Annotated in this window: 24 protein-coding genes; 2 read left to right on the top strand and 22 right to left on the bottom strand. The window is 41.8% G+C overall.

The annotated features are described in order from the left end of the window. Positions 1-82 precede the first annotated feature (82 nt). From AKG98_RS05420 to AKG98_RS05435, 4 genes are all read right to left on the bottom strand, one after another. Positions 83-952 carry an FHA domain-containing protein gene (locus AKG98_RS05420; protein ID WP_228140211.1) on the bottom strand — a complete coding sequence of 290 codons (870 nt, stop codon included), beginning with the start codon at positions 950-952 and terminating at the stop codon, positions 83-85. Between the two features lie 39 nt (positions 953-991). Then, positions 992-1,915, bottom strand: a complete 924-nt coding sequence (locus AKG98_RS05425; protein ID WP_067042545.1) for a GGDEF domain-containing protein — start codon at positions 1,913-1,915, stop codon at positions 992-994. A gap of 425 nt (positions 1,916-2,340) precedes the next feature. After that, positions 2,341-3,555, bottom strand: coding sequence for a DEAD/DEAH box helicase (locus AKG98_RS05430; protein WP_067043207.1), 1,215 nt, complete (start codon positions 3,553-3,555; stop codon positions 2,341-2,343). A gap of 115 nt (positions 3,556-3,670) precedes the next feature. Then, positions 3,671-4,651 carry a diguanylate cyclase domain-containing protein gene (locus tag AKG98_RS05435; protein ID WP_067042548.1) on the bottom strand — a complete coding sequence of 327 codons (981 nt, stop codon included), beginning with the start codon at positions 4,649-4,651 and terminating at the stop codon, positions 3,671-3,673. A gap of 198 nt (positions 4,652-4,849) precedes the next feature. Here AKG98_RS05435 and AKG98_RS05440 point away from each other — a divergent pair, with 198 nt between their 5' ends. Continuing rightward, positions 4,850-5,947, top strand: a complete 1,098-nt coding sequence (locus tag AKG98_RS05440) for a YcjF family protein (RefSeq protein WP_067042551.1) — start codon at positions 4,850-4,852, stop codon at positions 5,945-5,947. After that, entirely contained in the window at positions 5,934-7,505 is a 1,572-nt protein-coding gene (locus AKG98_RS05445; RefSeq protein ID WP_067042554.1) for a GTPase family protein, read from the top strand. Before AKG98_RS05440 ends, AKG98_RS05445 begins: the two co-directional genes overlap by 14 nt. Before the next feature lie 59 nt (positions 7,506-7,564). Here AKG98_RS05445 and dsbD read toward each other — a convergent pair whose 3' ends face one another. From dsbD to AKG98_RS05535, 18 genes are all read right to left on the bottom strand, one after another. Further along, positions 7,565-9,442, bottom strand: coding sequence for a protein-disulfide reductase DsbD (dsbD, locus tag AKG98_RS05450; RefSeq protein WP_067042556.1), 1,878 nt, complete (start codon positions 9,440-9,442; stop codon positions 7,565-7,567). Continuing rightward, positions 9,439-10,314, bottom strand: coding sequence for an FAD:protein FMN transferase (locus tag AKG98_RS05455; protein ID WP_067042559.1), 876 nt, complete (start codon positions 10,312-10,314; stop codon positions 9,439-9,441). Before AKG98_RS05455 ends, dsbD begins: the two co-directional genes overlap by 4 nt. Then, positions 10,304-11,512 carry a DUF3570 domain-containing protein gene (locus tag AKG98_RS05460; RefSeq protein WP_067042562.1) on the bottom strand — a complete coding sequence of 403 codons (1,209 nt, stop codon included), beginning with the start codon at positions 11,510-11,512 and terminating at the stop codon, positions 10,304-10,306. The genes AKG98_RS05455 and AKG98_RS05460 overlap by 11 nt, the downstream gene beginning before the upstream one ends. Positions 11,513-11,617: 105 nt before the next feature. Then, positions 11,618-12,250: a DUF4266 domain-containing protein gene (locus AKG98_RS22150; protein WP_067042564.1), complete on the bottom strand. Its 633-nt coding sequence runs from the start codon at positions 12,248-12,250 to the stop codon at positions 11,618-11,620. Then, positions 12,247-12,711 (bottom strand): TlpA disulfide reductase family protein, encoded by a 465-nt coding sequence (locus tag AKG98_RS05470; protein ID WP_067042567.1) that lies wholly within the window; start codon positions 12,709-12,711, stop codon positions 12,247-12,249. Before AKG98_RS05470 ends, AKG98_RS22150 begins: the two co-directional genes overlap by 4 nt. 81 nt (positions 12,712-12,792) lie before the next feature. Beyond that, positions 12,793-13,995, bottom strand: coding sequence for a VWA domain-containing protein (locus AKG98_RS05475; protein WP_067042569.1), 1,203 nt, complete (start codon positions 13,993-13,995; stop codon positions 12,793-12,795). After that, positions 13,992-14,603: a tight adherence pilus pseudopilin TadF gene (gene tadF / locus AKG98_RS05480; RefSeq protein WP_067042572.1), complete on the bottom strand. Its 612-nt coding sequence runs from the start codon at positions 14,601-14,603 to the stop codon at positions 13,992-13,994. Before tadF ends, AKG98_RS05475 begins: the two co-directional genes overlap by 4 nt. After that, the gene (locus AKG98_RS05485) at positions 14,593-15,099 is read right to left on the bottom strand and encodes a TadE/TadG family type IV pilus assembly protein (RefSeq protein ID WP_228140212.1); all 507 of its coding nucleotides are present in this window, start codon (positions 15,097-15,099) and stop codon (positions 14,593-14,595) included. Before AKG98_RS05485 ends, tadF begins: the two co-directional genes overlap by 11 nt. Continuing rightward, the gene (locus AKG98_RS05490; RefSeq protein ID WP_228140213.1) at positions 15,096-15,905 is read right to left on the bottom strand and encodes a lipopolysaccharide assembly protein LapB; all 810 of its coding nucleotides are present in this window, start codon (positions 15,903-15,905) and stop codon (positions 15,096-15,098) included. Before AKG98_RS05490 ends, AKG98_RS05485 begins: the two co-directional genes overlap by 4 nt. Then, positions 15,902-16,786 carry a type II secretion system F family protein gene (locus tag AKG98_RS05495; protein WP_067042578.1) on the bottom strand — a complete coding sequence of 295 codons (885 nt, stop codon included), beginning with the start codon at positions 16,784-16,786 and terminating at the stop codon, positions 15,902-15,904. The genes AKG98_RS05490 and AKG98_RS05495 overlap by 4 nt, the downstream gene beginning before the upstream one ends. Beyond that, positions 16,786-17,718, bottom strand: a complete 933-nt coding sequence (locus AKG98_RS05500) for a type II secretion system F family protein (RefSeq protein WP_067042581.1) — start codon at positions 17,716-17,718, stop codon at positions 16,786-16,788. Before AKG98_RS05500 ends, AKG98_RS05495 begins: the two co-directional genes overlap by 1 nt. Further along, complete coding sequence (locus tag AKG98_RS05505; RefSeq protein ID WP_067042584.1) at positions 17,718-19,076, bottom strand: CpaF family protein; 1,359 nt, start codon at positions 19,074-19,076, stop codon at positions 17,718-17,720. Before AKG98_RS05505 ends, AKG98_RS05500 begins: the two co-directional genes overlap by 1 nt. Next, positions 19,076-19,897 carry a hypothetical protein gene (locus AKG98_RS05510; RefSeq protein ID WP_067043213.1) on the bottom strand — a complete coding sequence of 274 codons (822 nt, stop codon included), beginning with the start codon at positions 19,895-19,897 and terminating at the stop codon, positions 19,076-19,078. The genes AKG98_RS05505 and AKG98_RS05510 overlap by 1 nt, the downstream gene beginning before the upstream one ends. Before the next feature lie 8 nt (positions 19,898-19,905). Then, positions 19,906-20,514, bottom strand: coding sequence for a CpaD family pilus assembly lipoprotein (locus tag AKG98_RS05515; RefSeq protein WP_067043217.1), 609 nt, complete (start codon positions 20,512-20,514; stop codon positions 19,906-19,908). A gap of 22 nt (positions 20,515-20,536) precedes the next feature. Then, positions 20,537-21,952 (bottom strand): type II and III secretion system protein family protein, encoded by a 1,416-nt coding sequence (locus tag AKG98_RS05520; protein WP_067042586.1) that lies wholly within the window; start codon positions 21,950-21,952, stop codon positions 20,537-20,539. Continuing rightward, a complete protein-coding gene (cpaB, locus tag AKG98_RS05525) occupies positions 21,945-22,811 on the bottom strand; it encodes a Flp pilus assembly protein CpaB (protein WP_067042589.1) in 867 nt (288 codons plus the stop codon). The genes AKG98_RS05520 and cpaB overlap by 8 nt, the downstream gene beginning before the upstream one ends. Positions 22,812-22,865: 54 nt before the next feature. Beyond that, complete coding sequence (locus tag AKG98_RS05530; RefSeq protein WP_067042592.1) at positions 22,866-23,045, bottom strand: Flp family type IVb pilin; 180 nt, start codon at positions 23,043-23,045, stop codon at positions 22,866-22,868. Positions 23,046-23,134: 89 nt separating this feature from the next. Beyond that, positions 23,135-26,362 carry a hypothetical protein gene (locus AKG98_RS05535; RefSeq protein ID WP_067042595.1) on the bottom strand — a complete coding sequence of 1,076 codons (3,228 nt, stop codon included), beginning with the start codon at positions 26,360-26,362 and terminating at the stop codon, positions 23,135-23,137. Positions 26,363-26,370 lie beyond the last annotated feature (8 nt).

Raw genomic sequence — 26,370 nt, forward strand, 5'->3', positions numbered from 1 at the left:
GTGTCTCCTCATATTAACGGCACGCTATCGTTGATGTCTTGATCTACGATAGAAAAAATGTGCCATAAATTCTATTGTTCAATTATCTTCTTTTTAGTCTAGCGGTTGATGTACCTTTAGTTGGAATGACCTCAGCACCACCGATAATATTCACGTTGTCATAAGCAAAGCGGATTTCTCTTGTCCGCCGTTCAATAGCTTGCGGTAAACTAGATGAGTTAGACAATAACTGAACGATTTGTTTACGGAAACGATATATTTGAATATTGATATGGTTCTCACTCTGTCCCAATATCTTGCTCAGTAACTCCTTGTCGATCCAGCCTTGCTCATCAGCTCTCACCCCTTTAATCACATCTTCCAAACGTTTTCGAGCCAGAATTAACAGTAAATAGTGATGATTACGTTGCCCTAAATCGTACACCTGCCCACCCATCGTTAGTTTCATCGCAACATGTTCTTCATTTTGACTAACCATGAATTGTATTGATACTTGTTCAACAGTTTCAAGATCAGGCACATTATTCTGCAACCTCTCTGTTGTAGAGCTGGCTCCAATAAAAAGCCATACTTGTGATCGCCGACTAACCAACTCCGTCACTTTTGGCACCATAGTCGGTAGCCCAAGTGTAACCAGTATTAATAAACTATTTGGCGAAGACAACTCAACAATACGCCACGCTTCTCCGGACAGACTGCCGAAATTAATCAGATCACCCAGATGTAAATGGTACTCACGCCTTCGGTGAATTCGTTTGCCATTAACATAAGTGCCATTACGGCTAAAATCTTGTAGTACCCACACTCTCCCATTCCAAAAAATTGTGGCATGCATACGAGAACTATCTGCCTCAAGCAATAATGAGTGTGAAGCATTAAACTGCCTACCAAAGAGATGCTGCGGCATCAACGTGACTTTCTCTTCAGTATTAATATTGATAATTTTTGCCATAAACAATTCCATCTATAATTATTAATTTAATCGTATCCGTTACATACATAATTCTGTGCCGGCAGCCAATTCAGCACAGTTTCGCCCTTTAGCTTTCGCTCTGTACAAAGCTTTATCTGCACGAGCAAACAAGGTATCCAATGTATCATCACATTGAAATTCGGCACTGCCGATACTACAAGATAGATTAAATTCGGATAATGAATGGTTTATGGTTACCGCATTTTGAATCCCCTGTGCAAAGCATGAAATGAAATGTTTATCCACATCATTAATCAAAATAGTAAACTCATCTCCAGCGAATCGGAAAATTTGTACTTGTTCACCACTGAACTGCAATAATAGTTGCGCAAAATTGGCTAGCACAAGATCCCCGGTTTGATGGCCATATTTATCGTTGACCCGTTTAAAACCATCAAGATCAATGATAAGTAATGATAATTCCAATTGCTTTTTATGGCTATTTTCGGATAATTGTTGAAAACAGTGCTCAAATTTATTTCTGTTAGCTAACCCTGTCAAGCTGTCTTTAAATGCCAGTAATTTCATTTTTTGATATTCCAGCGCATTATATAATGGATTGCTCAACGCCTTAGATAACTGAGTTAATAATGCTTGCTGTGCCATCGTCAGGCTTTGTTCTAAGCCGCACTCTAACTGGCCCAAAACATAACCGTGATTAAATAAATCTAACCTTAAATTAACATTATCGGGAGCAGATATTTCAGCTGCTGAAATATTATTGTCAGCATGAAAGATAAGGTTACAAAGAGGAATGTATTCACGGACGTTGTGCTTAAAAATAGCCAACAAGACTTCAGGATCTAAACTGGATTGTAATTTACTCGCTAAATTGACATAAGCTCTGTCTGCTACTTTGGATTTGATCAGCATATTTAACAGTAGCGGATGTGTGAGACTAAGATTAAATAACTTATACGATAACCAAGTGTGTGCTGTCATTGCTATTATCACCAACTTCTGTTTCCAAGTCAGTCATATTAAACATCTGACTTTCCTCGGGTTATTATTAAAATAATAACGGGACTCGTCACTGTTCCTATACCATTTGCCAAAAAGCAAACTATATAAACAGTTTAAATGCAGATTACCATTTTTGAGGTCTAAAAAATATTACAGCTTATTACACTTACAGTTATTGCACTTGTAATAAGCTATTAAATTACATGTATTTTCTAGATTAATAATATATAAAAAGTGAAATAAGATTAAGATCGGTGGCACTGTGCAGGCTATTCTGAGTATATACAGGGGTTATGTGTGCGTTGATACTCAGCTCGATTGTTTTAGAGTAGATCTAAAAAAAGCGACTCTAAGAGTCGCTTTTTTATTTATAGTCTTTATTTACACTTATTGTTATTTAAGTACTATTTTTTCTTCGCTGGACGGCGGCGACGTGGTGGTTGAGAACGTTTTGGTACATAACCTAAGATAGAGTCAGGGATACCAACTTTCGCTTCAAAACCTTCAACGTCTTTACGTTCGATCACATGATCTAGCAATTGTTCGATAGCACATAAGTTACGGAAATCATCACGAGAAACGAATGAAATAGCTTCACCTGATGCGCCAGCACGGCCAGTACGACCAATACGGTGAACATAATCAGCCTGTTCTTCAGGTAGATCGTAGTTTACTACGCGGTCTAAATCATCAATATCGATACCACGAGAAGCAACACCAGTCGCAACAAGAAAGCTTAGTTCACCGGATTTAAATTCTGTTAATAACTGCTCACGCATCGCTTGGCTACGACCACTGTGGAATGATTCTGCTTTAATGCCGCGTTTTTCAAGTTGACTTACTAACTTAGCCGCACCACGTTTTGTTTCAATAAAGATTAACGCTTGCTTCCAGTCATTTTCAATAATCATGTGGCTAAGCAATGCCGATTTCACATCTTTATCTACAACTGTTAACCACTGGTCAATTTCTGGTGCAGTTGTATTTTCTGGTTCAATCGAAATTTCCAGCGCGTAGTTAATAGCAGTTTTTGCTAAGAAACGTACTTTGTTCGATAACGTTGCCGAAAACAGTAAGTTTTGACGTTCTTGCGGTAAACGCTCGATGATTTTGTTAATGTCGTTAACAAAACCCATATCTAACATTCTGTCCGCTTCATCGATAACTAACACTTCGAGTTCGTCAAAGTGAAGCGCACGTTGATGTGCCATATCGAGTAAACGACCAGGCGTCGCAACTAGAATGTCAACACCTTCAATTAAGCGTTGTTTTTGTGGGTCCATATCAACACCACCGTACATCGCCATTGATGTTAGGTGTAAATGTTTACCGTATTGCTCAACGTTTTCTGCTACCTGAATTGCCAATTCACGAGTTGGTGTTAAGATCAGCGCACGAATACGTTTAGCACGTAGTGTATGTTTGTGGCTGAACATTTGTAATAGTGGTAATACAAAACTGGCTGTTTTACCTGTACCTGTTTGCGCAGCGGCAATCAGGTTTTTGCCCGATAAAATCGCAGGAATTGCTTTTTGTTGAATCGGCGTAGGTTGCTCGTAGCCTAACTCAGCTACTGCTTGGGTAATTAATTTGTTTAATCCAAACTTAGAAAATGGCATTTGTAATCTCAGGTGTTTGATAAATAAGTAAAATAAGTAAACTGTTAAGATTGGAATAAGTAACAGTTGGATATTGGCGTGCATTCTAACACGAAGCGAGGACTAACGGGATAATTTAACGTTTACTGCGTTTATTGCGATACATAAGCTGATCAGCTTGCTCAATCATGTCTTCAAGCACTGTTATCCGCTCATTATTAAATGTTTGGTAACCATAACTAATCGATGTTATTCCACCTACATCGAATGCTGATGCCGCAAAGTTATAACATGCGAGTATACGTGAACAAAGCACGTTTAATTGTGCATCATGAATACATTCATCATTAAACGACGTCATAATAATAAACTCATCACCGCCGATACGCGCAATAATATCACTTTCTCGACCATTTTCGTTTAATACATTAGCAAGGGTGATAATACATTGATCACCCACTTGATGACCTTGTTTATCATTAATTTTCTTTAAATTATCAATATCAAGGTAAACAAGACCAATCGTCTGCCTTGCACGTCGTGCGTCTTTAATACGCTGGTCACCAAGAAAAGATAACCCTCTGCGGTTATGAAGACCCGTTAATTCATCCGTTAATGCTAGCTCACGGATCTCCTGACAATCACGTAGCATTTGTAAATCTGCGGTAATTAACCGACAAAACTGTGCCAATACCTTGAGCAGCGCTGATGAATTCTTGGTTTCTTTGGTATCAATAATACAGATAGTGCCAAACAGTTCACCACCGGGCCAAAATATAGGCAAACCACAATAAGAACGTATTTTACCTTCCACCACAAGCGGCGATGATGTCCAGTAAGAGTCGAGTTCCGCATCTTGTATATTCACCCCTTGCTTGGTTTCAATAATATGTCGACAAAAACTATTCACGTCCCATGGCCATGAGTCATCACGAGACAGAAAATTGTCTTCATTTTGACTCGCAACAACCACATTGAATTCATTTTGACGTAATTGCACAATCGTACCACACGCAGAATCAAACAATTCAGCAATCAGATCAACGGTTTGCTGCCACTTATCGAGATCAATAATATTTTGCTGAGAACGAGATAAACAGGCTTGGTTATCAATCATGGTGACTTTCCTTTTCATACCAGATAATCATTTTTAAGCTTAAAATAGCAATTAAAGATATACCTCGGCTTTATTAACTAAAGCATAAATAATCATATTATGGATAAATGACTCGATGTTTATGTCATATTATAAATAAGTGTTTAAACGAATATAAATCCATACCTTTTCACCATTAACACAAAGAGTCATTAAGTTATGTTTGATGCCATTAAAGAATTCATCAATCCAAGTGAAAATCCCAATTTATCAAAAGCATTCGAGTATCAAAATACGCACTTACCAACATTATGGTTACTGGGTAAAACAGGCGCAGGTAAATCGTCATTGATCCAAACTATTACTGGCGATAGTGATGTTGAGGTTGGTAATGGTTTCGAACCTTGCACAATGACATCACACGCTTACAGCTATCCTAAGGCGACCCCTTTACTGCGTTTTCTTGATACGCGAGGATTATCAGAAGCGGACTACGATCCGGCTGACGATATTAAGATCAGTGCGCAACAAGGTCATGCTTTACTTGTCATAGCCAAAGCTGAAGAACCGGAACAAAGCGATGTGCTTAACGCACTAAAAAAGATTAAAAAACAAAATTCAATCAAACAGATTTTAATCATCCATACAGCCGTTAAACAACTCAGTGCTGATGAACAGACCAAAACAGTACAATATAACCAACAGCAATTTGAAAAAGTATGGGGTGATGAACTACCCTACCTTGAAGTCGATTTCGAACTCGTGAACGGCGACACATTTGGCATTCCAGCTTTAAAAAATAAGCTAACGGAATTACTGCCAATTATCCAACAGTTTAACGACGAACAACAACACGCGGATACAGAAGGTGCTAATTTTCAAACGTTAAAAACAGAAGTACTCTGGTATGCGGGCTCGGCTGGGGCAGCGGATGCAATTCCTGCTGTTGGATTGGTTGCAGTGCCGAGTATTCAAGCAAAAATGCTACACAGTTTAGCTAACCAATACGGTATCGATTGGAATAAACAAGCTTTTGCAGAATTTATCGGAACGTTAGGTTCGGGTTTTGCTTTCCAATATGCATCGAAGTTCGGTATTCGCCAATTAGTAAAATTAATTCCTGCTTACGGACAAACCATTGGTAGTGCATCTGCCGCCGTGATCAGCTTTGCATCTACGTATGCCATTGGCCGTGCGGCTTGCAAGTACATGTATCACAAAAGCAAAGGGGAAACGGTGTCGAATAAAGACATGCAAGCGATATACAAAGACGCACTATCAAATATTAAAGAGGTAGCGAAAAATGAAACGCGTTAAAAACAGTCTCGCACGGCTTAATAACCTCTCGGCGGGTGTAACAACTGTGCTTACATTAGCGGTATTCCTGCCCGTACTTGTACTGTGTGGTTTTGGTTTATACGCCATTATCCAATATGGTTATACCCTGCAGTTTGCAATTGTATTAGTGGCTACATTTCTCATCTCTTATATCCCCCTGTTACTATTACGTCGAAAAACACAAGCGAAAACCGCTGAACGACTCATATCTGAAGACCGTTTATCGGAAGGAAGAACCCCAGAAGACAGCTTAGTGAAAGCCTCTGCCGATTGGTCTGATGCCGAAAACGCCATTTGGCAACGTCTTAACCAAAAGATTGAAGCGCAGCTCGCCGAAGATGATGAATGGGGCTCGTTAAAAACACACGGCCTTGTTATCGCAAATACCACAGCCCAAGCGTTTTCCCGTGCTGATTTTCAATTTTCAGTCACCGACGGATTAAAGCTATTAGAAGAAGTAAGCCGTCGCTATCGCGTAACTCTCAAAGAAAACGTGCCCTTTGTTGAAAATATTAAAGTCTCCCACTTAAAATTTGCTTATGATCATCAAGATCAAATTGAAACCGGAAAGCAAGCCGCAGACTTACTCAGTAAAGCGTATCGTGTTTATCAATTCATCAACCCTACAGCGGCGATAGCGAAAGAAGTACGTAACAAGTTACTCGGGGATATGGCTGGTAATGTCGGTGCCAATTTACAGCTCAATATAAAAAAAGCGTTTCTGCAAGAAGTCGCGGCAGTTTCAATTGATTTATACAGTGGTCGTTTTTCTATTGAAGAAAGTGACATTACCAAAAGCACGATCGCAGAGGAAGATGAGAATCGTCGGCCAGATCAGCTTGAACCCTTGCGTATTGCGGTAATTGGACAAATCAGTGCCGGTAAGTCGTCGCTTATCAACACGATAAAAGGGGCGCTTGATGCAGAAGTAAGCGCACTCCCCTCTACCAGTGAAGTGCATGTTTATAGTTGTGCAGTGGGTGATATTGAAGTGCTAAATTTGGTGGACTTACCCGGCCTTGATGGTAATGAAAGGACCAACAAAACAGTGCTTAAACATGTAACCAATGCGGATATGGTGTTGTGGGTATTAAAAGCAAACCAATCATCACGGCAACTTGATCGTCAATTCATGCTTCGCTTAGATGAGTTTTACGCACATAAAGATAACTTACACCGTAAAAAGCCTGTATTCACGGGTATTTTAAACCAGGTGGATAAGTTAAAACCCTTGGCTGAATGGTCGCCACCGTATGATTTAGCCCAGTCTGACTCAGCAAAAGTAGTGACGATTAACAAAGCGCTTGATTACAACCAAAAGTTACTTAACTTCGATACGATCATCCCGACTTCGTTTTCAACTGAATCGAAGACGTGGGGACAGGAAAGTCTAGCGCAACTGATTGCCAATAATGTGGATGAAAGCATTAACGTGCAACGTAATCGTCAACGTTTAGAGGGGGGTAACACCAGCGCATCTGAACAATTAAAACGTGTCTTTAAAGGCGGGAAAAGCTTGTTTAAAAACCTGATTTAAACAATGCTGGGAGGATGACGACTCCTCCCAGTATTAATGTGTAACGCTGAGCACTTTAATTAACTTAATGGAACCGCTTCAGCGACTAATTTAAGGTGTGCTAAAAACTGTTGTTTATCCATCTCTCCAACAACACGTAATTGCTCAATTTCATTACCGTCACCATCAAAAAACAACATACTTGGCGGTCCAAATAATTTTGCTTTCGCCATCCATTCTGATTGCAGCTTGGTATTGTCCGTAATATCAAATTTAAGCGCATTGATTGCGGTCATTGCTGTTACAACACTTGGGTCTGAAAACACGTGTTTTTCCATCACTTTACACGATGTACACCAGTCTGCGTAGAGGTCGACCATAGTCACGACTTTCGGCGCTTGCAGATTATTAATCGCATTATCAATATTTTGTACTGACGCCGTTTTCATAAACAACGGTCGCGCGTCTTTCTCTGAACCCGTGCTAATAGCGCCACGCTGGGTGATATGCTGCAGCGGGTCAGCCATATCATCAGCGCCTGTCATCATGCCCACAAATAGCATAGCGCCGTAAACCAAGGATACGAATACCACGACGTGACGTAACCACAAACGACTTGCTTGTATATTCGTGATGTTATGGATGTACATTGCACAACTGATCATAAGCAATGCCCACAATCCTAATGTCACACTCGGAGCAGCAAAGCGGCTGATAAGTAAGATAGCGATCGCCAGTAGCATCACGCCAAACCCTTGTTTAACACGGACCATCCAAGGACCGCTGCTTGGTAATAACTTACCGCCCGACGTACCGATTATCACCAAGGGTACACCCATGCCTAATGCCATCACAAACAATACGCCGCCACCAAACAACCAGTCTTGAGTGGTAGAAACATACAATAATGCACCTGCCAGCGGCGCGGATACACAGGGCGATACAACCAAGGCTGAAATAGCGCCCATCATAAATACCGTTATCGCCTTACCCCCTGTTAAGCGTTGCGACTGGTTATTTAATGCGACCTGTAAACGCGATGGTAATTGCAATTCATAAACACCAAACATCGCCAGTGCTAACAATACAAATAAACCCGAAAATATCACTAACAACCAGGTTTGTTGCATCGCCGCTTGTATATTAACGCCCTGCCCAACTGTCGCCATTAACACGCCAATCAGTGCATAGCTTGATGCCATACCCAACACATACGCTAACGAAATATAAAAACCTTTCCAGCCCGTCATGCCAGGGCCTTGACCACCAATGATGCTCGATAAAATGGGGATCATTGGTAATACACAGGGGGTGAAAGCAAGCCCTAAACCAAGTACAAAGAAGAGTAACAAGGCTTGTGCTCGTCCAGCCCCCGCTAACATACTCGCTAAACTTTGGCTGTCATTCGCTGAAGCCGCCGTTACATTGATCAACTGACTTGACACTAGACTGATAGGTTCAACAACAGACGGCATTACCGAAATATTAGTCATCTTAGCTTCAAGTTCAATTACTTTACGCTGTGGTAAATAACATAAGCCACTGTCAGCACACCCTTGGTAGCGGACCTTAACACTGCCACTTCCGGTAAACGGCAAGGTAACCGTTAGCGGTTGATGATAAACCTTCACTAAACCGAAATTAGGATCTTGTTTTTGTTCTGCGACAACTGAAAATTGTGGTTCAGCCAAGCTGACATTACCACTCGTGACATTGAAAGAAAAACGTTTGTGGTAAAGGTAATAACCCGGCTCGGTCGCAAATGTTAATACCAATTTATTGCCATCTTCAGCGCTTAATACTTGCGATGAAAATGGAAAGGCTTGGTTAACCGTAAGGAATTCAGACTCAGCATTACTGCCCGTTTGCGTCTGAGCAATAGCGCTAACACTGGTTAACAGCAGTAACATGATACATAGCTGCTTCATTGCATCATTTAATTTTAAAAGTAACTTCATGATAATAAAAAATCCGTATTTTGATGAACATTCAACTGCTCATCAACTAATGCAAACCCAATCTCTTCGGGAACCGTTAAGCGAGGGTTAATCGTTAATGCTGTGCTCATGATCCCAGCTTGCAATGCGCTATCAGCAACAACTGTCACTGAAATAACCTGCTGGTGGGTATCTTGTGACGCGAGAATATGAGAACTTTCTTGGTCAGAAAACTGTTGTCGCCTTGCATAATGTGCTGATGTTGTCAGTGCCTGATTACGCAGTGGTAAGGCAAACAGCACTTGCGTCTGTTGATACGGGTTCACCACTGCCACCACAAAATCACTGCCATCAGCCTTACAGCCCGACGCGCGAACATCGCCACCAAAGTTAATTAACGCACCACTACTGGCTTGCTCTGCAATGGCTAACGCCTGATCAACGGCGACTTCTTTAATCACGCCACCGAGATCCAATTGCGTAATAGGGTAATGCATGATCAAGATATTATCCTCTATATCCCATGCCGCTAATCCCATATAAGGGGCTGCGTCTTGATAGACTTGTTCACGCGTTTTAGCACTGTTTTGCAATAAGGTTTTGACCGTACCAACCGTAATATCAAAGATCCCCTGCGTCGCAATACTATACTCACGCACCTTCGTTAAAATAGCCTGAGTTTCAGCATCGATAACCACACGTTTACCACTGCGTTGGTTAATCGTTTTCGTTAACATTGAGGTATCAGAATAGAAGTTAAACTTTTCTTCTAAACGGCGCGTATTTGCTTCAATATTACGCGCTAACTCCGCGGCTCCCGATGCAATCAAGGTCGCTTCACAAGGCACGGTCATCGCCATAAAACGATGCACATAAGCTTGCTTAATAGTCATATGTAACCCCTACTGCCCACCAGCGACTAGCATAACCATTACTCTGTTCATAATAAGCCGCTAATGCATTCATCCGCCATTTAGCTGATAACTTAAGGCTTACACCCAGTTCATAGGCATTGGCATTAAAATCACCTAAACGAATGTCTGTAGTGGCATAACCTGTTGAGGCGAATGTTGGATCACTGGCTTTCGGATCAATAAAGAAATTCGCACCTTGTTGGGTATACCAAGAATAACCAGGCGCTAGCATTAACCAATCCGTGATTTTGATACTCATTTTACCACCCAGTTGATGCGACATTACGCCCCAATCATCGGTGAAAAATTTATAACGCGGACGCACAACTACACGGTCAGTCACACTGTAAAATGTTTGTACATTAATCCCACCAGAAATACGAGTATCAGGGCGCGAGTCTTGTGCCAAAAATACTTCATCATCACTCATTTTACCGTCATCATCAATATCGACTTCACGCAATACCGTAAGATAATGATTACTCAAATAACCACTTTTATAACCGCCGTAGGCCGTAAAGGTTGCATACAAATTAGGAGTGAATACTTGTGACATCCCGACTTCCATACTTGATGTAAAGATGTCTTCCCATTGCTGATCATTTCCGCCATTTTGATATTCCTGAAACGCCAATGTCTGATCGGCAAGGAATGAACCACCAAGGCTAAATGAACGGTTTTTACTGCTGTCTGTATAGAGCAAGGCTTTCGCATTCGCGCCCATGCTTTTATAATCATCTTCTTGTGAGTAGTTCACGCCCAGCGTCCATTCATCTCGGTCTTTATCCCGGAAGGTCACATTTGTTGCCGCAGAATAGCGCGTATCCTCTAACTCAACAGGACGCATCTCATAATTGCCACGGTAAGGGTCATAACCCGCGCGGATGACTTCCGACGTCTGATCTTGTGCTTCTTGCGTACGTTTTCCAGCAATAACACCCGATGACGGCGTTGTCGGCACCCAAGCCGGTGAAGCACCAGACACTGTGTCATAACCAAGTTCGGCGGTGATGGTCCAGTCCAAACCAATATTCTTCTCTAACGAGAGAATGTTGTCTCCGGCTTTGATCTTATCGCCGTATTCTTCAAAACTCAAATGATGGATCGATACATGGTCTGCAGCAGATACAGAGCCAGCAACAAGGCCAAGTAGGGTTAACGGTAATTTTATATTCATTTTTATCATTCATCTTTAATTGATTACAACCGTGATTTATCAGCAATACCGTCTAAATCACTAGCCACAGAACAAGCGTCTATTTACGCGCGGTACAAGGTGCTTTTAGTTACAGCCACAGCCGCCACCACCGACACCATTACCGCCTATCGAACCTTGTTTATAAGCAAATACTTTTTCTGAAAACACATCAAACTCAGGCACTTCACCACCGGGTTTCATGGATTTTTTCGCCAGAGTGCCCTTTTGCCAAGGTTTAACAGGCTTAACGCTAAACCAGTCACTAATCGCCGAGAACAAAGAAGGTTCTTCATCTACATCGTGACTCACAGGTGCGGGTAATGCCGATGTATCCAATACAGGATAAACAGGTATCGGTGTTGGTATCACTGTGGGTAACACACTTGGTATCACACTTGGTATCACTCTTGGTAAAACGCTTGGTATCACTGTCGGTATCGTTATTTTCGGTAAAGCGCTAATAACAGATGGTGATGGCTGGTGACTCAGCACATTCACAGGGCTGATCACAACGATTGTCGGTGTTTCAGCGGTATGTTGACGAGAAGATGCCGACACTTCTGCGATTGTTTCCTGGCTTTTGTAAACCACATTAGAAACAGACTCCGTCACTTGGTAAGGTGAGTCTGAATCTGTCGAGATTACTTCAGCTTGCAAACCAAAACTGGCCAACAACAACGAAGAAGAAAGTAAGGTTAATTGTGAATAGGATCTCATTGACCTAGCCCCATACCTTTCAAGTCACTCATAATAACATCACCAATATGATTAATCGCACCATAACGCACCTTTAACACTTGGCCTTGGTAAATGTAATACAGCGCCGGCATACCAATCGGTTGAAAATCATCAACCAGCGTTTGATCGGCATCGTTAACAACGCGGAATTTGATTCCCAACGATTTCTGAAATTCAATACCAGCAGCCACGTCTTCATCCACATCGACACCAACAACATCAACACCTAATGCATGCAATGAAGGCACTAACTGGTTTACTTCTGGCAGTTCAGCACGGCAAGACACGCACCATTCAGCAAAGAAATCAATTAACGACACTCGATTGGGGTTTAACCCGAGTTGTTCCAGAGCGGCTGCAGAAAGCATTTCGCCTCGTTGATAAGCGTGCGCTTGGCTAGACAACAATAATGTGAACACAACAAGCCATTTTTTAAACATAAGTACCTCTAATACAATTAATTTAGTTAATTTCTGACTTCTTACTCTTCAAGCCCTAGATAACATAACAACGCTAAACATCTACTCTCCCAGTACAATGCGAACCTTGGTTTCAGTATTGATCTTGATTGCATCCTTAAAATAGGCTGCTAACTCCGCAGTGTTGTTCGCATCAAACACGGTGCCATTACTACCCGCACATTGCCGGAATTGCTTAATCCGTTCTGCCGATACCCCAAAACCGATAAAACTGACTTCAATATTAAGGTTTTGCTGAACCTCATCGCACAAACCAGCACGCATTAAGTCATTGAAATAATCTCCTCGACTATCACTACCATCGGTAAACAAGATCAAGCGCTGAGTCAGCGAGGTTGACTGTACGGGAGTAACATTCCACTCTTTTTGCCATTCCTCCGTCAAGGTGCGAATCCCCCAAATAAACCCTTGAAAAGAAGCGGTACTCCCACCACTTGTTTCTAATAATTCAACATGGCGAATAACATTATGAAGATTGTTTGTCAGTGGTAAAATAAATGAGGTTTCGCTACAACGATCTAAAAAACGGCGCGGTGTTGTTTCATCAAAATCCAATCTGTTAGAAGGATAATTTAACGATTGTACGGTTTTATCTGCGTCTAAATTTCCGTTTGTATACACCAGACTATCCACACATTTAGGACTGTCTTCAGAACTAAGTAACCAAGGCGCGCCAGTCACACCAACACCCGTTTGAAAAGGCACAATAGAAAATCGAACCTGGTTACTATTTGGATCAATATCGTTAATCACATCAGTAATGATTTTTTTTAATTCAGGCAAATCCCCTGACATCGAACCTGATATATCTAGAACGAGGGAAAAATCTACCGGATCTTGAATCACATTCACATTACGGATCAATTTAGAGCGTGACAGACTGTTTGACTTAATCTCGACACTACCTTTAATATCAACAGGTAGTGCTCTCAGCATCGCTGGTTTAAAGCGATATTGCGCCTTAATCTGACAACCATTCTTGCTATTGAGGTCGACACTTTTATTCAGTACCGGTAGCACGAAATTGGGCCTGTAGTATTCCAAAATATTCCCTGTCACCTCGGTATTGTTACTTTGCTGATAAGCACAGGCAAGCACAGCTGAATCCGTCGCTTGTCCCGCACGAATAACAACTTGGCTATACATAGCAAAAAATACAGTAATGGCTAATAAGCTCACTATTGCTGGCAACGTAAAAGCAAAGGTTAACGTGATCGCGCCGCGTTGACGTTGTATAACACTCATAGCGCTCGCCCTATTAATAACGCTGAACTCTGATAATAACGGTCGTTAAAATTGCGCATTAACAAAGGCGTTAAATTACCTGCAATGCTATTTACGCCTTTAATACAAACAGTGACTTGGAATATTTCGGCATGTTGGCCCGCATTGAAACCTTGAATCGTACCAATTGGAGACAAATCCGTTAAGGACAATAACGTCGGCCTCGATAAGCATGCAGCCCCAGCATTAATATCGTGTAACCTTGGTATCTGTGTTGCCACATCAAATACCACTTGTTCAACATGGATCCCCAGTTCTGCTGTGGATTTTGAAATCAACGTATTAAAACGACGTTGCGCAACCTGCAGTAAAGACTCCGTTAAGGCGGTTGAAATGACTTTGGATGTCGATGATTTAGAGGCCGAAATCAGCATGGCATTGTCACACTGCTCACACGCCACGATAGACGTGAGTGAATATGCCAAATTATCAAGTTTATTTTTTTGGCTAATAGCTTGATTGATATTCACTATAAACAAGACCAAAACGACCATAACAAATGTGATAACGGGTAATTCGATCACACTACTCCCACGCTGACCCGTACGCATACTCCATTTAATACCCATAGCGAGCACCCCGCTCTAACGTCACTAAAATCGTACGATTAAAACTCGTTAAACGGTTAAAGCTATCAATCTGACCAGGCATAAATAAAGCTTGATAAGGATAAACTAGCGTGAACTCAGCAAAATCCTGATTCTGGAAATCGTCTAACCCCGAGCCATTAGCAAGCGCCGTCAAAGAATCGAAGTAACGCGCTTTAACAGTCATCTTACTGCTATTCAATAAAGGTAAATGTTGTTCAGACAAGGTCCGCTGTAATTCCCCCGTCAGATCTTGACCCGCATTCGTCACGACTAATTGTCGAGTCGCAGAAGCCAACGCGACATCGATAACACTCCCCACCATCATAAAACGGCTAATTTCGATAAGCGCTAACAACAATACAAAAAAGGGTAAAATACTTACCGCAAATTCAATGCTGACACTGCCTTTCTGACGATGTTTTGTTTGACTAGACTTCATTGTCTTACCAAAGCTAATCGCGTGACTAACACTCATGGCTTAACCAGCTGTAACTGTTGCTGTTGCTGTAATTGTTGATAATAGGCGATGTTATTTTCCAGCTCAGCTTTAGTCAAATCTTGTTTTGCAATGGTTTTAGCCGCTTCGACATCCCCTTTCATGGCAAATGCGAGCGCTAAATTTTGACGACTCTTTGATGTTGAACTGCCGCGTAAATAATGGGCATAAAGGACATTAATACCTTGCTCTGGTTGTCCGTCTAAGATCCAAGCTAAAGCTAAGTTATTACGATATTCTAGATTTTCAGGATCGTTGGCTAACGCGCCAATAAAGGCAGTTCTTGCTGGGCTATAATCTTTAAATAATGCGTAATTAATACCGAGGCTGTTTAATGTTTTCGCATCATTAGGTAATAATTCTACTGCTTGTTTTAAATCCACTAATGCCAGTTTAACTTGCCCTAAACCTTGTTGTGCATTGCCCTTTTCACGTAATATTTGGCCGCGAGTTTCATCCAATTTAGACGGTTCATTCGATTCGAAGCTTTCACTGGATAACAGAGACTGCGCTTTATGAAGGTAATGCAAAGCTAAATCAAACTCAGACATTTGGTTGTAAGCAATCCCTAAAGCCAATAACAACGAAATATCCGTTGGTTGTAGCTTAAGTTGCTGGCGATAGATAGTAATCGCGCTTTCTGGTCGGCCACTTTCAAGCGCAAGTTGCGCGAGTTCACGGTCCTTTATCATCTCTTCAGCGACATTAGCTTGATGAGAGCTACACCCAGCCAAAGTCAGTACACTGCAGGTTAATAGCAATTTTAGTAACAAAGACCTCATCATAATTCTCCTATGCTGTCTAATAAAACGAGAATCGTTGGCGCAACGATCAGTACTACAACAGGTAACATAATTAAGAGCACCACAGGTAATGACATTTTCGCTGGGATCTTGCCGACTTTCTCTTCTAAACGAAGGTATTGATATTGACGGCTATCACTGGCTATCAAACGCATCGTCGGTGCAATCTTACTGCCGTATTTTTCAGCCTGAGACAATGCGATGACCATATTTTCAACTTCAACTAAGTCAGTCCGTTTGGCTAAGTTATCCAGTGCGGTTAAACGAGAATCTAATAAGCGTAATTCCGCTTCGGTAATTAGCCATTCACGAGATAACTCAGGTGCAACCGCCGCCATTTCATGACCAACGCGTTGAAATACCGCTTCTAACGTGAGACCCGATTCAACACAAATAACCATCAAATCCAATGCATCAGGTAACGCCAGAGCGATACGATAATTGACGGTATTTGCGCGCCACTTCAACCAATGTTCGGCTAGCAAACCACCTGAAATAGCGAAGACTAACGTTTTGGCTAACACAAATTTATCTAAGTCAAAATCGACATACCATTGCCAAGCCAATCCACTGATCAACATCAAGCTTAATTTACCTACCAAGAAATACGCACCCGCTCGAGAACCATGAAATCCCGCTTTAACCAATAACATCGCGATATCTGGCGCGACGGTTAAACGCTGCCATAAACTTGATGCTGGCTCCGTGTTAAGTGAACTCACCAGATCTCCATTGTGTTTAATCGATACCAATGCAAGACGCTGCAACAGCAACTCTCGGCGTTGAGCTTGACCATTAAATATCAACGCCATCACCGCGCCACTGATGAGTAACGCGACTGCAAACCATAAAGATAAAGTCATTAAGCGCGCACCTTAGTTAACAAATGAATGATAGCTAAACCAAGCGCCATACTTGTCACCACATACCCCAACACTAAATGACCACTGGCACTTTGGGTTAAGGTAATAAAAGCACTTGGATTTTTGAAAAACATCACACCAATCAAGATTACCGGTAAGCTTGCTAAAATTGCCGCCGTCATGCGTGGCTCTGCCGTTAAACTTTTGATCTTCATTTTAATCGCGGCATTGTCATGCACAGTACGACTCAAGCTATGTAATACTTCACGAAGCTGACCACCGTTCTCTTCATTTAAGATCAGCGCGACACGAAAGAAGTGAAAACTAACATAAGGTAAACGGATACTGGCTTGATTCAACGCTTGCTTTAAACCAATACCAATTTCTAACTTATCGCGGATCAAACTAAACTCTCGGCCTAACATCCCCTGCTGATAATCCGCAATTTGCGCAATCGCTTGAGGCACAGAAATACCCGCCGATACAGCACGGGACATCTGCCCTAATACTTGGGTAAAAGCCGCTTCAAATTCACGATGTTGACGCATTCGCATAAGCCAATAACTCGACCCAGCAATGCCAAGAATAGAAATCGCAATAATCATCATTCTTATCAAAGGTGAAAAAAATGGCATGAAAAACCAAGTGCCCAGCGCCGCAGCAACTAAGGTTACCAATAACCAACGTTTAGACTGACGATCAAACAACGAATCAATGCGCGACTGTACCTGCGACCAGTATTGCACCAAAAAACCTGTTTTCTGCTGCCAAATAAACAAGGCTGAAGTCGTTGTATTCACGGTTAAATCAACTGCGGAGGCTAAGCTTAATCGACGCTTTAATACCATTCGTTGCCGCTGGTATTGCAGTACTTTATAACTGCTTAATAGGAGCACTAAAAATAACAACGAACCAATAATAATAACCTGCATTATCGCACCCCTAGCGCTTGCTTTAACTGCGATTCAAGTTGGTAATAACGCGCTTTTTCACTAAATCTCGGTAATATTTTTGCCGATAAGAATTGCCCAACAATGTCACCATGAGCATCCGTGTGCTGATAATCAAAATGAAATAAATCATGGGTAAGATATTGCTCACCTTCAAGACCAACAATTTCGGTGATATTAACAATGCGGCGTTTACCATCTCGCATACGCTCCACTTGCACAATGACATCTAAGGTACTGGCAATTTGACGACGTAAAGCAGATACAGGTAAGTTAACTTCTGCCATCAATAACATATTTTCTAACCGAATTAAGGCATCATGTGGTGAATTAGCGTGAAGCGTTGACATCGAACCATCATGACCCGTGTTCATCGCTTGCATCATATCAAATGCTTCAGCACCACGAACCTCACCTAAAATAATACGATCGGGACGCATTCGTAGCGCATTACGTAACAGTTCACGTTGACCAATTGCAGGCGCACCTTCGACACTCGCGGGTCGCGTTTCGATACTCACGACATGAGGTTGCTGCAGCTTTAATTCTGCCGCATCTTCAATCGTAATAATGCGTTCGTCAGGTGATATACCAAATGACAGCGCATTCAATAACGTTGTTTTACCTGCGCCCGTACCACCAGAAATCAATACATTAACGCGCGAACGGGCAATAATATTAAGTACACTCGCCATTTCTGTCGACATCGCACCCAACGCCGCAAGTTGCTCTAAGCTGTGCTTTTTCTCATTAAACTTACGAATCGAAATACACGTACCATTTAATGCCAACGGGGGGATAAGTACATTCACACGGCTACCATTTGGCAAGCGAGCATCGACCATCGGCGTTGTTTCATCGACACGACGACCAATTCGGCTCACTATCCGTCTCGCCAAGTTCAATACATGCTCTTCATCGCGAAAACTGACATCAGCGCGTTTCACTTTACCCCGCAACTCAATGAAGACTTCTTTATGCCCATTAACCATGATGTCGGTGATCTCAGGATCATCCATCAGTACCTGCAAAGGACCAAGACCAAGCATTTCGTCGACAAGACGCTGACTGATATTGCGCTGTTCGGTACCGCCAATTGGAAATTGCTGACGTGCAGCAATGTTTCCAACCGCTTCAAATGTACGGTCCTCAAGCTCTTCCGGACTTAAAGTAACAACGACAGATGGCGAAATAATCGCCATAATCTCTTGCTGAATGGTCCGAAAACGCTGTTCTTCAATATTGCTTGCCGAAGACACATCCGCAATCGGCACTGATAATGACTGTGTCGTAGATGATGTTTCAGATTGCGTAGCTGCCGTTACATTAACTCCAAACATTACGCCCCCTTAAGCCAGCTAAACAAGCGTGATTTAGACACTTCAGGCTCTCCACTGACTAGGCCTACTAATTTTTTCAGTGCTTTAGCATTTCGGCTTTTTTGATTAATCGCCAATACACCCAATGCGTTACATCCTCGCATATCTGCTGGCGAATAAGGAATTTCCACATCGAACTTTCGACTTAACGTCGACGCTACATCATTCGCTGTAATCAGAGACAAAGCCTCAGGTTTAGTATGATTCAGCACCACTAACGTTCGTGTTGACGATGATTGATCCAATTTAGCCAACAACTGGTTGGTACTCCGAATAGACGCCAATGTTGGCTCAACGATAACCACACGAATATCACTGCTGTTTAGCGTGTCAAAACCGACCTTATCGCGTAGACAAAACGCGGGTACATCCCATAATAAATGTGTTGCTTGCTGCAGGCAGAAACGAGACACTTTTTGCATACTGACCACATCTGGCCAAAAGTGTTGTTCAAAACCAGATTGATAGCCAGTAAACACATATAAGTCATCATTTACCTTAAGACCGCTGCGCTGATAGATAACGGGTTCTAGGCAGTCAGGAAATTGCAGCATTTCTACTAATGCATTGTTTGCCTGCACACTAAATTGCAGATCCAAATCGCCAGTGATAAAGTCTAGATCCGCACAAGCAACATACGTCCCTTGCTGCTGTGATAAACCCCAAGCAATATTCGCTAATAAAGACGTTGTTCCAGCGCCACCTTTGGCACTAACGACCGTAATTTTACGACCACGAGGTTTACTATCTAGGGTATGCTCATTCGCCATTTTATTAGACATATTCACAATTATTGACCTCCTAAACTAGCAGCGATGCTACTCTTTTTATCTTCGTTTTGGTTATTGCTCGCAACGGGCTGATAATAAGCTTCAACAGTGGCAACCGCTTTACGTCCGTCCGTCGCTTCCAGTGTACGCCCCACAATTAAATCACGTGGTGTTGCGACCATTTGCGCCAACGCACTGCTGTTAGCACAGCCAAAGTTATCGCTGCTTTTAAATGCATTTAGCACTGTATGTTTAGCTTTACCCGCCTGGCAACTTGGAACAATACTGCGGTAAGATTCAACAACTATCGCAACATCCGCGATTGAAGACGACTCACTAAATTGACTCGAAACCTGAGATGGATACACACCAGCATGTTTCAAGATTGCAATTAACTCGGGTACTGCTTTATTACCTTTATCGCTATAACTATCAATTCTTATCCGCAGTGCCGAAAGTTCGCCTCGCTGATAAATAAACTCAATAAGCGCCGCTTTATCACTTTCATTCAGCTTTTCAGAGTCTAGCTGTATCGCTATTTTATGCGTTACAGCTTCTACTTTTACGTGTGGTTGTCGTTGTACAGAATTACTCGAACAAGCACTTAACAAACCACAAACGATTAACATCAAAAATATCCGCATAACTACCTCAGTAATAAAATCCATTATCGCCAAGCAGTCGCGGCTGGCGATTGTTAGTGCGACTTTCATTGTCTGTTGAATTTGTGGCTTGCCTTGATACTGGCCACGCTAATAAACGCTCAACATCACTCATCGGAATCAAGCCATCCGTTGGTAAAGGTAACGAGTCTGCACGGGTTGGTTGCACAAGATACGCAGTGGCAATAATGATTAACTCTGTCTCTTCGCGCTGAAAACTCGTTGAACGGAACAGTGCTCCTAATATGGGAATATCACCCAGTAATGGCATCTTTTGTAACTGTTCAATATCTTTTGATTGCAACAATCCACCCAAAGCAAAACTTTGACCACTTGCCAGTTCTACCGTCGTTGATGCACGACGCGTAACAAAGGTGGGGAATGAAGAAGTGCCCTGTGCGCCACCGATTTGAACATTAGTTTCCGACGAAACAGTACTCACCTCAGAAGCCACTTGCAGACTAATTTTATTGGCACTGAGTACGGTCGGTTTAAAGTCTAATTTCACACCAAATTGCTTATATATAACTGAAGCGGTATCATTGTAAACCAAGGGTAGTGGGATCTCACCGCCCACTAAGAACGATGCTTCTTCACCACTCATTGCCGTTAAATTAGGTTCTGCTAATACCGACATCATACCGTTCGTTGCTAGTGCATCGACAATCACAGAAAGATCTGCCCAACCCGCTGGATTTAGCCCACCGATATTACCGCCAGAGTTGTCTAGAAAAGAAAACGTGCCGGTACCAAAGCCTTGCGAACCCCACTTAATACCCAATTTATTGGATACTTTACGTGATACTTCCGCTATCCTAATTCGTAAATTAACTTGGTTAGGCATGGTGACCTGCAGCTGATTAATTAACTCATCCTTATCAATCTTGTTCTCTGCCGATTGATCTTTTTTATCTGAACCTTTTGAGCTCTGCGTGTTACCGCTTTGCTGACTATCACTGGACTCTGTGTTCGCGAGTGCTGACACATACCCTTCGGATAAACGCACTATCTTTTCCGCCATGCTCGGTGTTGGTACCTGCCCTTTCAAGAACAACTTACCAGCGGTCGATTCTGCGTTAAATATCGCATCAGGAAACTCGCTATGAATCAGCGCATTAAGCTCTGTTACATTGTGGCTAACCTTAACGGTTGCAGAATAAATAACGTTTTCTTTCGCATCAAGGACATACAAAGACGTACTCCCGGTCTTTTTACCAAACACCATAATTTTGGTATTCGTTAACGTTTGGTAATCCGCGATACCACTGCTGGCAATAAAAATAGATTTCGCTGTTTTCGGTAATACCACCAAGGTGGCTTTATTCAATACCACATCTAACGTTTGTGCTTGCAACAAAGTACTAAGCAGTAATAACGACAATGCACTCACTAGTTGTTTAATCATTTTCGTTTCCTGCGTTGCTCATCACTCGTTTATCTTTAGCACGAAATTCAATTAAGCCGATATCCGGTTGCACTTGCTTAATTGCAGGCAAAATATCATCAACATGAATTGCTGGAATCACAGCGGTATCCGTTTCGTTACTATTTTTACTGCGTAAGACCATCGACAATGTACCAAGTTGATTGGCTAAGGTGATTTGATTTGCTTGTACTGGGGAAACTTCTAACGTCACCGTACTGTTATCTGGAATCACACCTTTGTTATGCTTTTGTTTTTCTATATAACGCGAGATCTGTACCGCATCATTAAATGCCAATACTCGAACATTCTGAGCGATAGTTTTCACATATAAACTTTGAGTTTCATTACCACGAGAGCGTAACTCTTGCGCTTTTGACGCCAGCAGTAACACATCAACATGATCACCCGGACCAATTAACCCAGAATTCGCTGTTACTTCATCAACAGGTATTGATACCGCGCGATAATTTTGACGTAACATCAGGGATAAAAAACCACCTTGTTCTGGTTTTAAGAAATCCGACGGACTGAGTATTTCCCCCGTAATAAAATCACCTGCGGCAACCGTGTTTTCTAAACGAACCATAGAAAAATTGGCTTTATCAATAAAATCGACACGATCACGCACACTCGTTTCATCTACTGTTTTCCAAGCAAATAACGAGGTTCGATAAGGGCTACCGATAGCTATATCTTGTGTCGATACTAAGACTTCATAAGTTTTTACCGTGTTCTGTTTCAAAGTACTTTTTACTGGTGCCGCCAAACTGAAGAACAGCCAAACCAACCCCAATAACGACAAACAAACAGACAAGTAAACTAAACGTTTTGCATTCATAATTATTACTTCTATCTAATACGGTAAACCGTAATCACGCTAAATTAACGGGTATCATTCGCCGCCATTAATAGTTTCAAGTTTGCTAATCACAGACTCATAAGTAGTATTAATTGCATTAGTCAGGTCGCCATCGGTTCCTAAAAATTGCAACATAATAAGTGACATTGCTGCTGCTAGAATTGCATATTCAATTGCCGCTGCACCGCGTTGTTTTTGTTTATTATTTTTCATTTTGTTATCTCTATTATTTTTATGGTGACGTTAACAAATAGGCTATTAGCTGCAACCAACAGCCTATTTATAAACAATTAATGAATTGATTAATCGACAGACATCAAACGATATACATATTGACCTGAATAAGAATTGGATTTATTTACATCTGAGGTTGACTCGGTGACCATATTGAGACATTTTTGACGTCCATATTGCGCAGAGTCAGCTGTTACATAGCAAAGTTGTGAACCGTACTTTTCGACAGTATTATGACGAAATACGCTATCATTCATAGGCAAGAGCATTTCTAATTGAGCTAAGCTTGGTACTTGCCAATTACTCTTATTACATAACTTTTCAGTATTACGCTGCGCGACCTCAGCTAATACAGTGTCAGCATCCAAGTTAGACTGACCATAATATTTAGCTCTTGTTGCAAGATCAGCATTATCAAACAGCTGCCACGTTTTCTTTGTTTCCGGCTGATATGCACATACTGCTGCATCAACATCAGTAGTCACAGAGCCTGCACTATCAAGCAATTGATAAGATAGTTTTATTTCACTGACTAAACGGCCGAACACAACTTTACGTTCATCTCCCTGCTTCGACACATAGAAAGTTGCCGATGATGATGTGTTATTCGTTTCGTAGTGGTAAATATATTGTAGATCACTGCTACGTTCTTCATCCGTCCAGTACCAGAATAGTGTCGCAGGCAGAGCATCATCGTATTCAGGTTTTAAAGCAAGATGATGTGGGAACACATCAACATCGATTGTCACGTAACGCGAATCAAGATAAGTTTCAAGCGATTTGAACTTCCCTTTGCTTGGTAATGTCCAATCACTGCGGCCACATAACTTCGCAGTATTCGTCGACTCAATTAAACCACCAGTACCAGTGACACTCGCAATACCAGATGACGATGCATCAAATGCTAAATCATCAACACCGTTTGGCAGTCCATCTTTAAGTAATGTCCAATAACGCTTACGAAAAAGATCTCGGTTATCCATCACACAACGCCAGCCTTGCGCATAGGTTGTCGCGCTTGGAAGGTAGTCACCATTCATATCAAGTTTAGAAAAGTGTGTTCCAACCACGGCATCTGCGGCAGCAACTTCATAACCTGCATCTGACGCACGTTTTAAGCCCGCTTCTGCGACTGTATTTAGTGCATCAACATCTGCTGAAGTTGGTAAATCATTAAACATCACCCTCAGCTTATTGAATGCTGAAAACAAGGCTGTATTATCCTCTTTCGGCAATTCATCTGCTGCCGTTTTCAAATCCGCAGTAATTTTAATGTTAGCTTTAATGAAATCACTAATGGTTGAGGCCGCATCAAATAAATCTAAGCTCTTGGCGTGAATAGTTGCGCCATCCGTCGCAGCAATTAATTCACCTTGAGTGGTGTTTGCTGCGGTATTTTGATCCGTTAACTGAATCAAAGCTGTTAACGCAGGGGTTACTTTCAAAGCGGTGAAAAATGAGGTATGTAACGCCGTAAATTTAATAAACTCTGCATTAGCTAATGCCGTATTTTCTTTAATTTTTACTTTAATACTGTTATCAACACTTTTATCATTTTCAAGCATCGTCGAATAAAGAGCTAACAAACCAAGCCTTTCTTTATATTTAGCCAGCTCCAATTCTAATGCATCAAATGTCGTTTTAGTCTTGGTCTCTAACGCTTGTACATCGGATAATAGTGGAGACAAAGTATTGCCAGAGAGAGCGTAAACATCATTGATAACAGTAATAATGTCAGTTGAAGTCGTTTTCCATTCGCCGTCATGTAACAAGACTGAAGCTTGAATATTAGTATTTACCGTATTACTTTCAGTCACTATTTCAGCAATTTCAGGGACAGCCCAACGGCCAATAACACTCGCATAATCATACGACTTCGTATTTTCTTTACCCGCACTGATTTTTTTCAGCGTCACCGCATCAGTTTCTAAAGCCCAATATGAACTATATCGAGAATCACTAATTAAATATTTATCAAAAGCACTTGGCACATAGTCAGAGTTAACTAAGGTTTTAGCTGTCATTTGAGTAATATCGAGTAAATTCCAGTTCGGCATACCACAAAATTCAGGATTTAATTTATCTTGAACACCATCCACCTTGTCATTAGCTCCAGCATAAGCCCAGAATTGTGGGTTTTCGCCATTTACATCGTATTCAATATAACAACCATCATCGTCAGCTTTACGCCACTTACCATCATCTTTTAAGCCTTGCGCTTGGTTCCATGTTTTCATTGATACAACGCGAGTCACGTAAAAATTTTCACTCGCCGCCGTGGCAAACAATACTTGACCAGCAGGGTTTACTTGACTCGTGATCGCATTTTTCTTAACGCGAACGCCTACTTTAGTTTTATCATAAGCTTTTGCACCAATATGCTGGGGTTTACTCGTCACAGCCTGCCAGATAACACCACCGTCATTAGTAAATTCGTAATATTCAGGTTTATCGTAATCTGCCACCCATGCCCAGCTAAAACCATTTGTTTTAATTTCATTCGGATAACCTATGTTACCAATATTGACATTGACGATACTAGGTAGTGTAGGCGCATCTATGACGATTCGTATACCCGCTGTAAATGCTTGTGTACTGATTAAAGCTGCACCAGCAGCAGTGCCAGTTGCAACATTTTCTTTAACGCGTACTTGCACTTGCCCAGCATCAATATCAAAATCGCCTACCATTAACGGCTTATCCGCAACGGTTAACCAATCTCGTCCGCCCGTGAGTGAATATTCATAATCGCTCACGCTATTAAAACCAGTAACCAGCGTCCAATCAAACGTATTCAAAGCGTCATCTTGTAAAGGGTTGGTTGGTGCCTCTGGTCGTAACGGACCTGTATGTCCAGTATAAGGAGACGTATTAACAAGCGCGTCACTCACACTTCTGTTTGTCGCAGAATCAGCTTTAACACGTACCTGAATCTCCCCAATAGCGTAAACAGCATCAATGGCTAACTGATGAGGATTTCCATTAACCGCTGTCCATTCTTTGTCTTGTACTTTAATTTCATAAAACTGTTTGCCATTAAAATTATTACTCCAGGTCCAGCCAAACAGATCTAAATCATCATTAGTAATTGGGGTTGTAGGTGCATCAGGTTTAACCATCGGCTTCGTTGGATCTGTTGGCTTCGTCGGATCCGTTGGCTTCGTCGGATCCGTTGGCTTCGTCGGATTCGTTGGATTCGTTGATTTTGGATCCGGACTGCTATCGTTACATCCCGTCAATAATGTGCCTGCAACCACTGTCAATGCGAGCAGTGATTTGTTAACCCTTAACAACATATAACCTG

Origin of the sequence: Moritella sp. JT01, assembly GCF_001574435.1 — a bacterium.
Taxonomy (GTDB): domain Bacteria; phylum Pseudomonadota; class Gammaproteobacteria; order Enterobacterales; family Moritellaceae; genus Moritella.

Excerpts from the sequence above, each read along its gene's own strand:
- AKG98_RS05420 (WP_228140211.1), bottom strand. The coding sequence starts at position 952 with ATGGCAAAAATTATCAATATTAATACTGAAGAGAAAGTCACGTTGATG.
- AKG98_RS05425 (WP_067042545.1), bottom strand. The coding sequence starts at position 1,915 with ATGACAGCACACACTTGGTTATCGTATAAGTTATTTAATCTTAGTCTC.
- AKG98_RS05430 (WP_067043207.1), bottom strand. The coding sequence starts at position 3,555 with ATGCCATTTTCTAAGTTTGGATTAAACAAATTAATTACCCAAGCAGTA.
- AKG98_RS05435 (WP_067042548.1), bottom strand. The coding sequence starts at position 4,651 with ATGATTGATAACCAAGCCTGTTTATCTCGTTCTCAGCAAAATATTATT.
- AKG98_RS05440 (WP_067042551.1), top strand. The coding sequence starts at position 4,850 with ATGTTTGATGCCATTAAAGAATTCATCAATCCAAGTGAAAATCCCAAT.
- AKG98_RS05445 (WP_067042554.1), top strand. The coding sequence starts at position 5,934 with ATGAAACGCGTTAAAAACAGTCTCGCACGGCTTAATAACCTCTCGGCG.
- dsbD (WP_067042556.1), bottom strand. The coding sequence starts at position 9,442 with ATGAAGTTACTTTTAAAATTAAATGATGCAATGAAGCAGCTATGTATC.
- AKG98_RS05455 (WP_067042559.1), bottom strand. The coding sequence starts at position 10,314 with ATGACTATTAAGCAAGCTTATGTGCATCGTTTTATGGCGATGACCGTG.
- AKG98_RS05460 (WP_067042562.1), bottom strand. The coding sequence starts at position 11,512 with ATGAATATAAAATTACCGTTAACCCTACTTGGCCTTGTTGCTGGCTCT.
- AKG98_RS22150 (WP_067042564.1), bottom strand. The coding sequence starts at position 12,250 with ATGAGATCCTATTCACAATTAACCTTACTTTCTTCTTCGTTGTTGTTG.
- AKG98_RS05470 (WP_067042567.1), bottom strand. The coding sequence starts at position 12,711 with ATGTTTAAAAAATGGCTTGTTGTGTTCACATTATTGTTGTCTAGCCAA.
- AKG98_RS05475 (WP_067042569.1), bottom strand. The coding sequence starts at position 13,995 with ATGAGTGTTATACAACGTCAACGCGGCGCGATCACGTTAACCTTTGCT.
- tadF (WP_067042572.1), bottom strand. The coding sequence starts at position 14,603 with ATGGGTATTAAATGGAGTATGCGTACGGGTCAGCGTGGGAGTAGTGTG.
- AKG98_RS05485 (WP_228140212.1), bottom strand. The coding sequence starts at position 15,099 with ATGAGTGTTAGTCACGCGATTAGCTTTGGTAAGACAATGAAGTCTAGT.
- AKG98_RS05490 (WP_228140213.1), bottom strand. The coding sequence starts at position 15,905 with ATGATGAGGTCTTTGTTACTAAAATTGCTATTAACCTGCAGTGTACTG.
- AKG98_RS05495 (WP_067042578.1), bottom strand. The coding sequence starts at position 16,786 with ATGACTTTATCTTTATGGTTTGCAGTCGCGTTACTCATCAGTGGCGCG.
- AKG98_RS05500 (WP_067042581.1), bottom strand. The coding sequence starts at position 17,718 with ATGCAGGTTATTATTATTGGTTCGTTGTTATTTTTAGTGCTCCTATTA.
- AKG98_RS05505 (WP_067042584.1), bottom strand. The coding sequence starts at position 19,076 with ATGTTTGGAGTTAATGTAACGGCAGCTACGCAATCTGAAACATCATCT.
- AKG98_RS05510 (WP_067043213.1), bottom strand. The coding sequence starts at position 19,897 with ATGTCTAATAAAATGGCGAATGAGCATACCCTAGATAGTAAACCTCGT.
- AKG98_RS05515 (WP_067043217.1), bottom strand. The coding sequence starts at position 20,514 with ATGTTAATCGTTTGTGGTTTGTTAAGTGCTTGTTCGAGTAATTCTGTA.
- AKG98_RS05520 (WP_067042586.1), bottom strand. The coding sequence starts at position 21,952 with ATGATTAAACAACTAGTGAGTGCATTGTCGTTATTACTGCTTAGTACT.
- cpaB (WP_067042589.1), bottom strand. The coding sequence starts at position 22,811 with ATGAATGCAAAACGTTTAGTTTACTTGTCTGTTTGTTTGTCGTTATTG.
- AKG98_RS05530 (WP_067042592.1), bottom strand. The coding sequence starts at position 23,045 with ATGAAAAATAATAAACAAAAACAACGCGGTGCAGCGGCAATTGAATAT.
- AKG98_RS05535 (WP_067042595.1), bottom strand. The coding sequence starts at position 26,362 with ATGTTGTTAAGGGTTAACAAATCACTGCTCGCATTGACAGTGGTTGCA.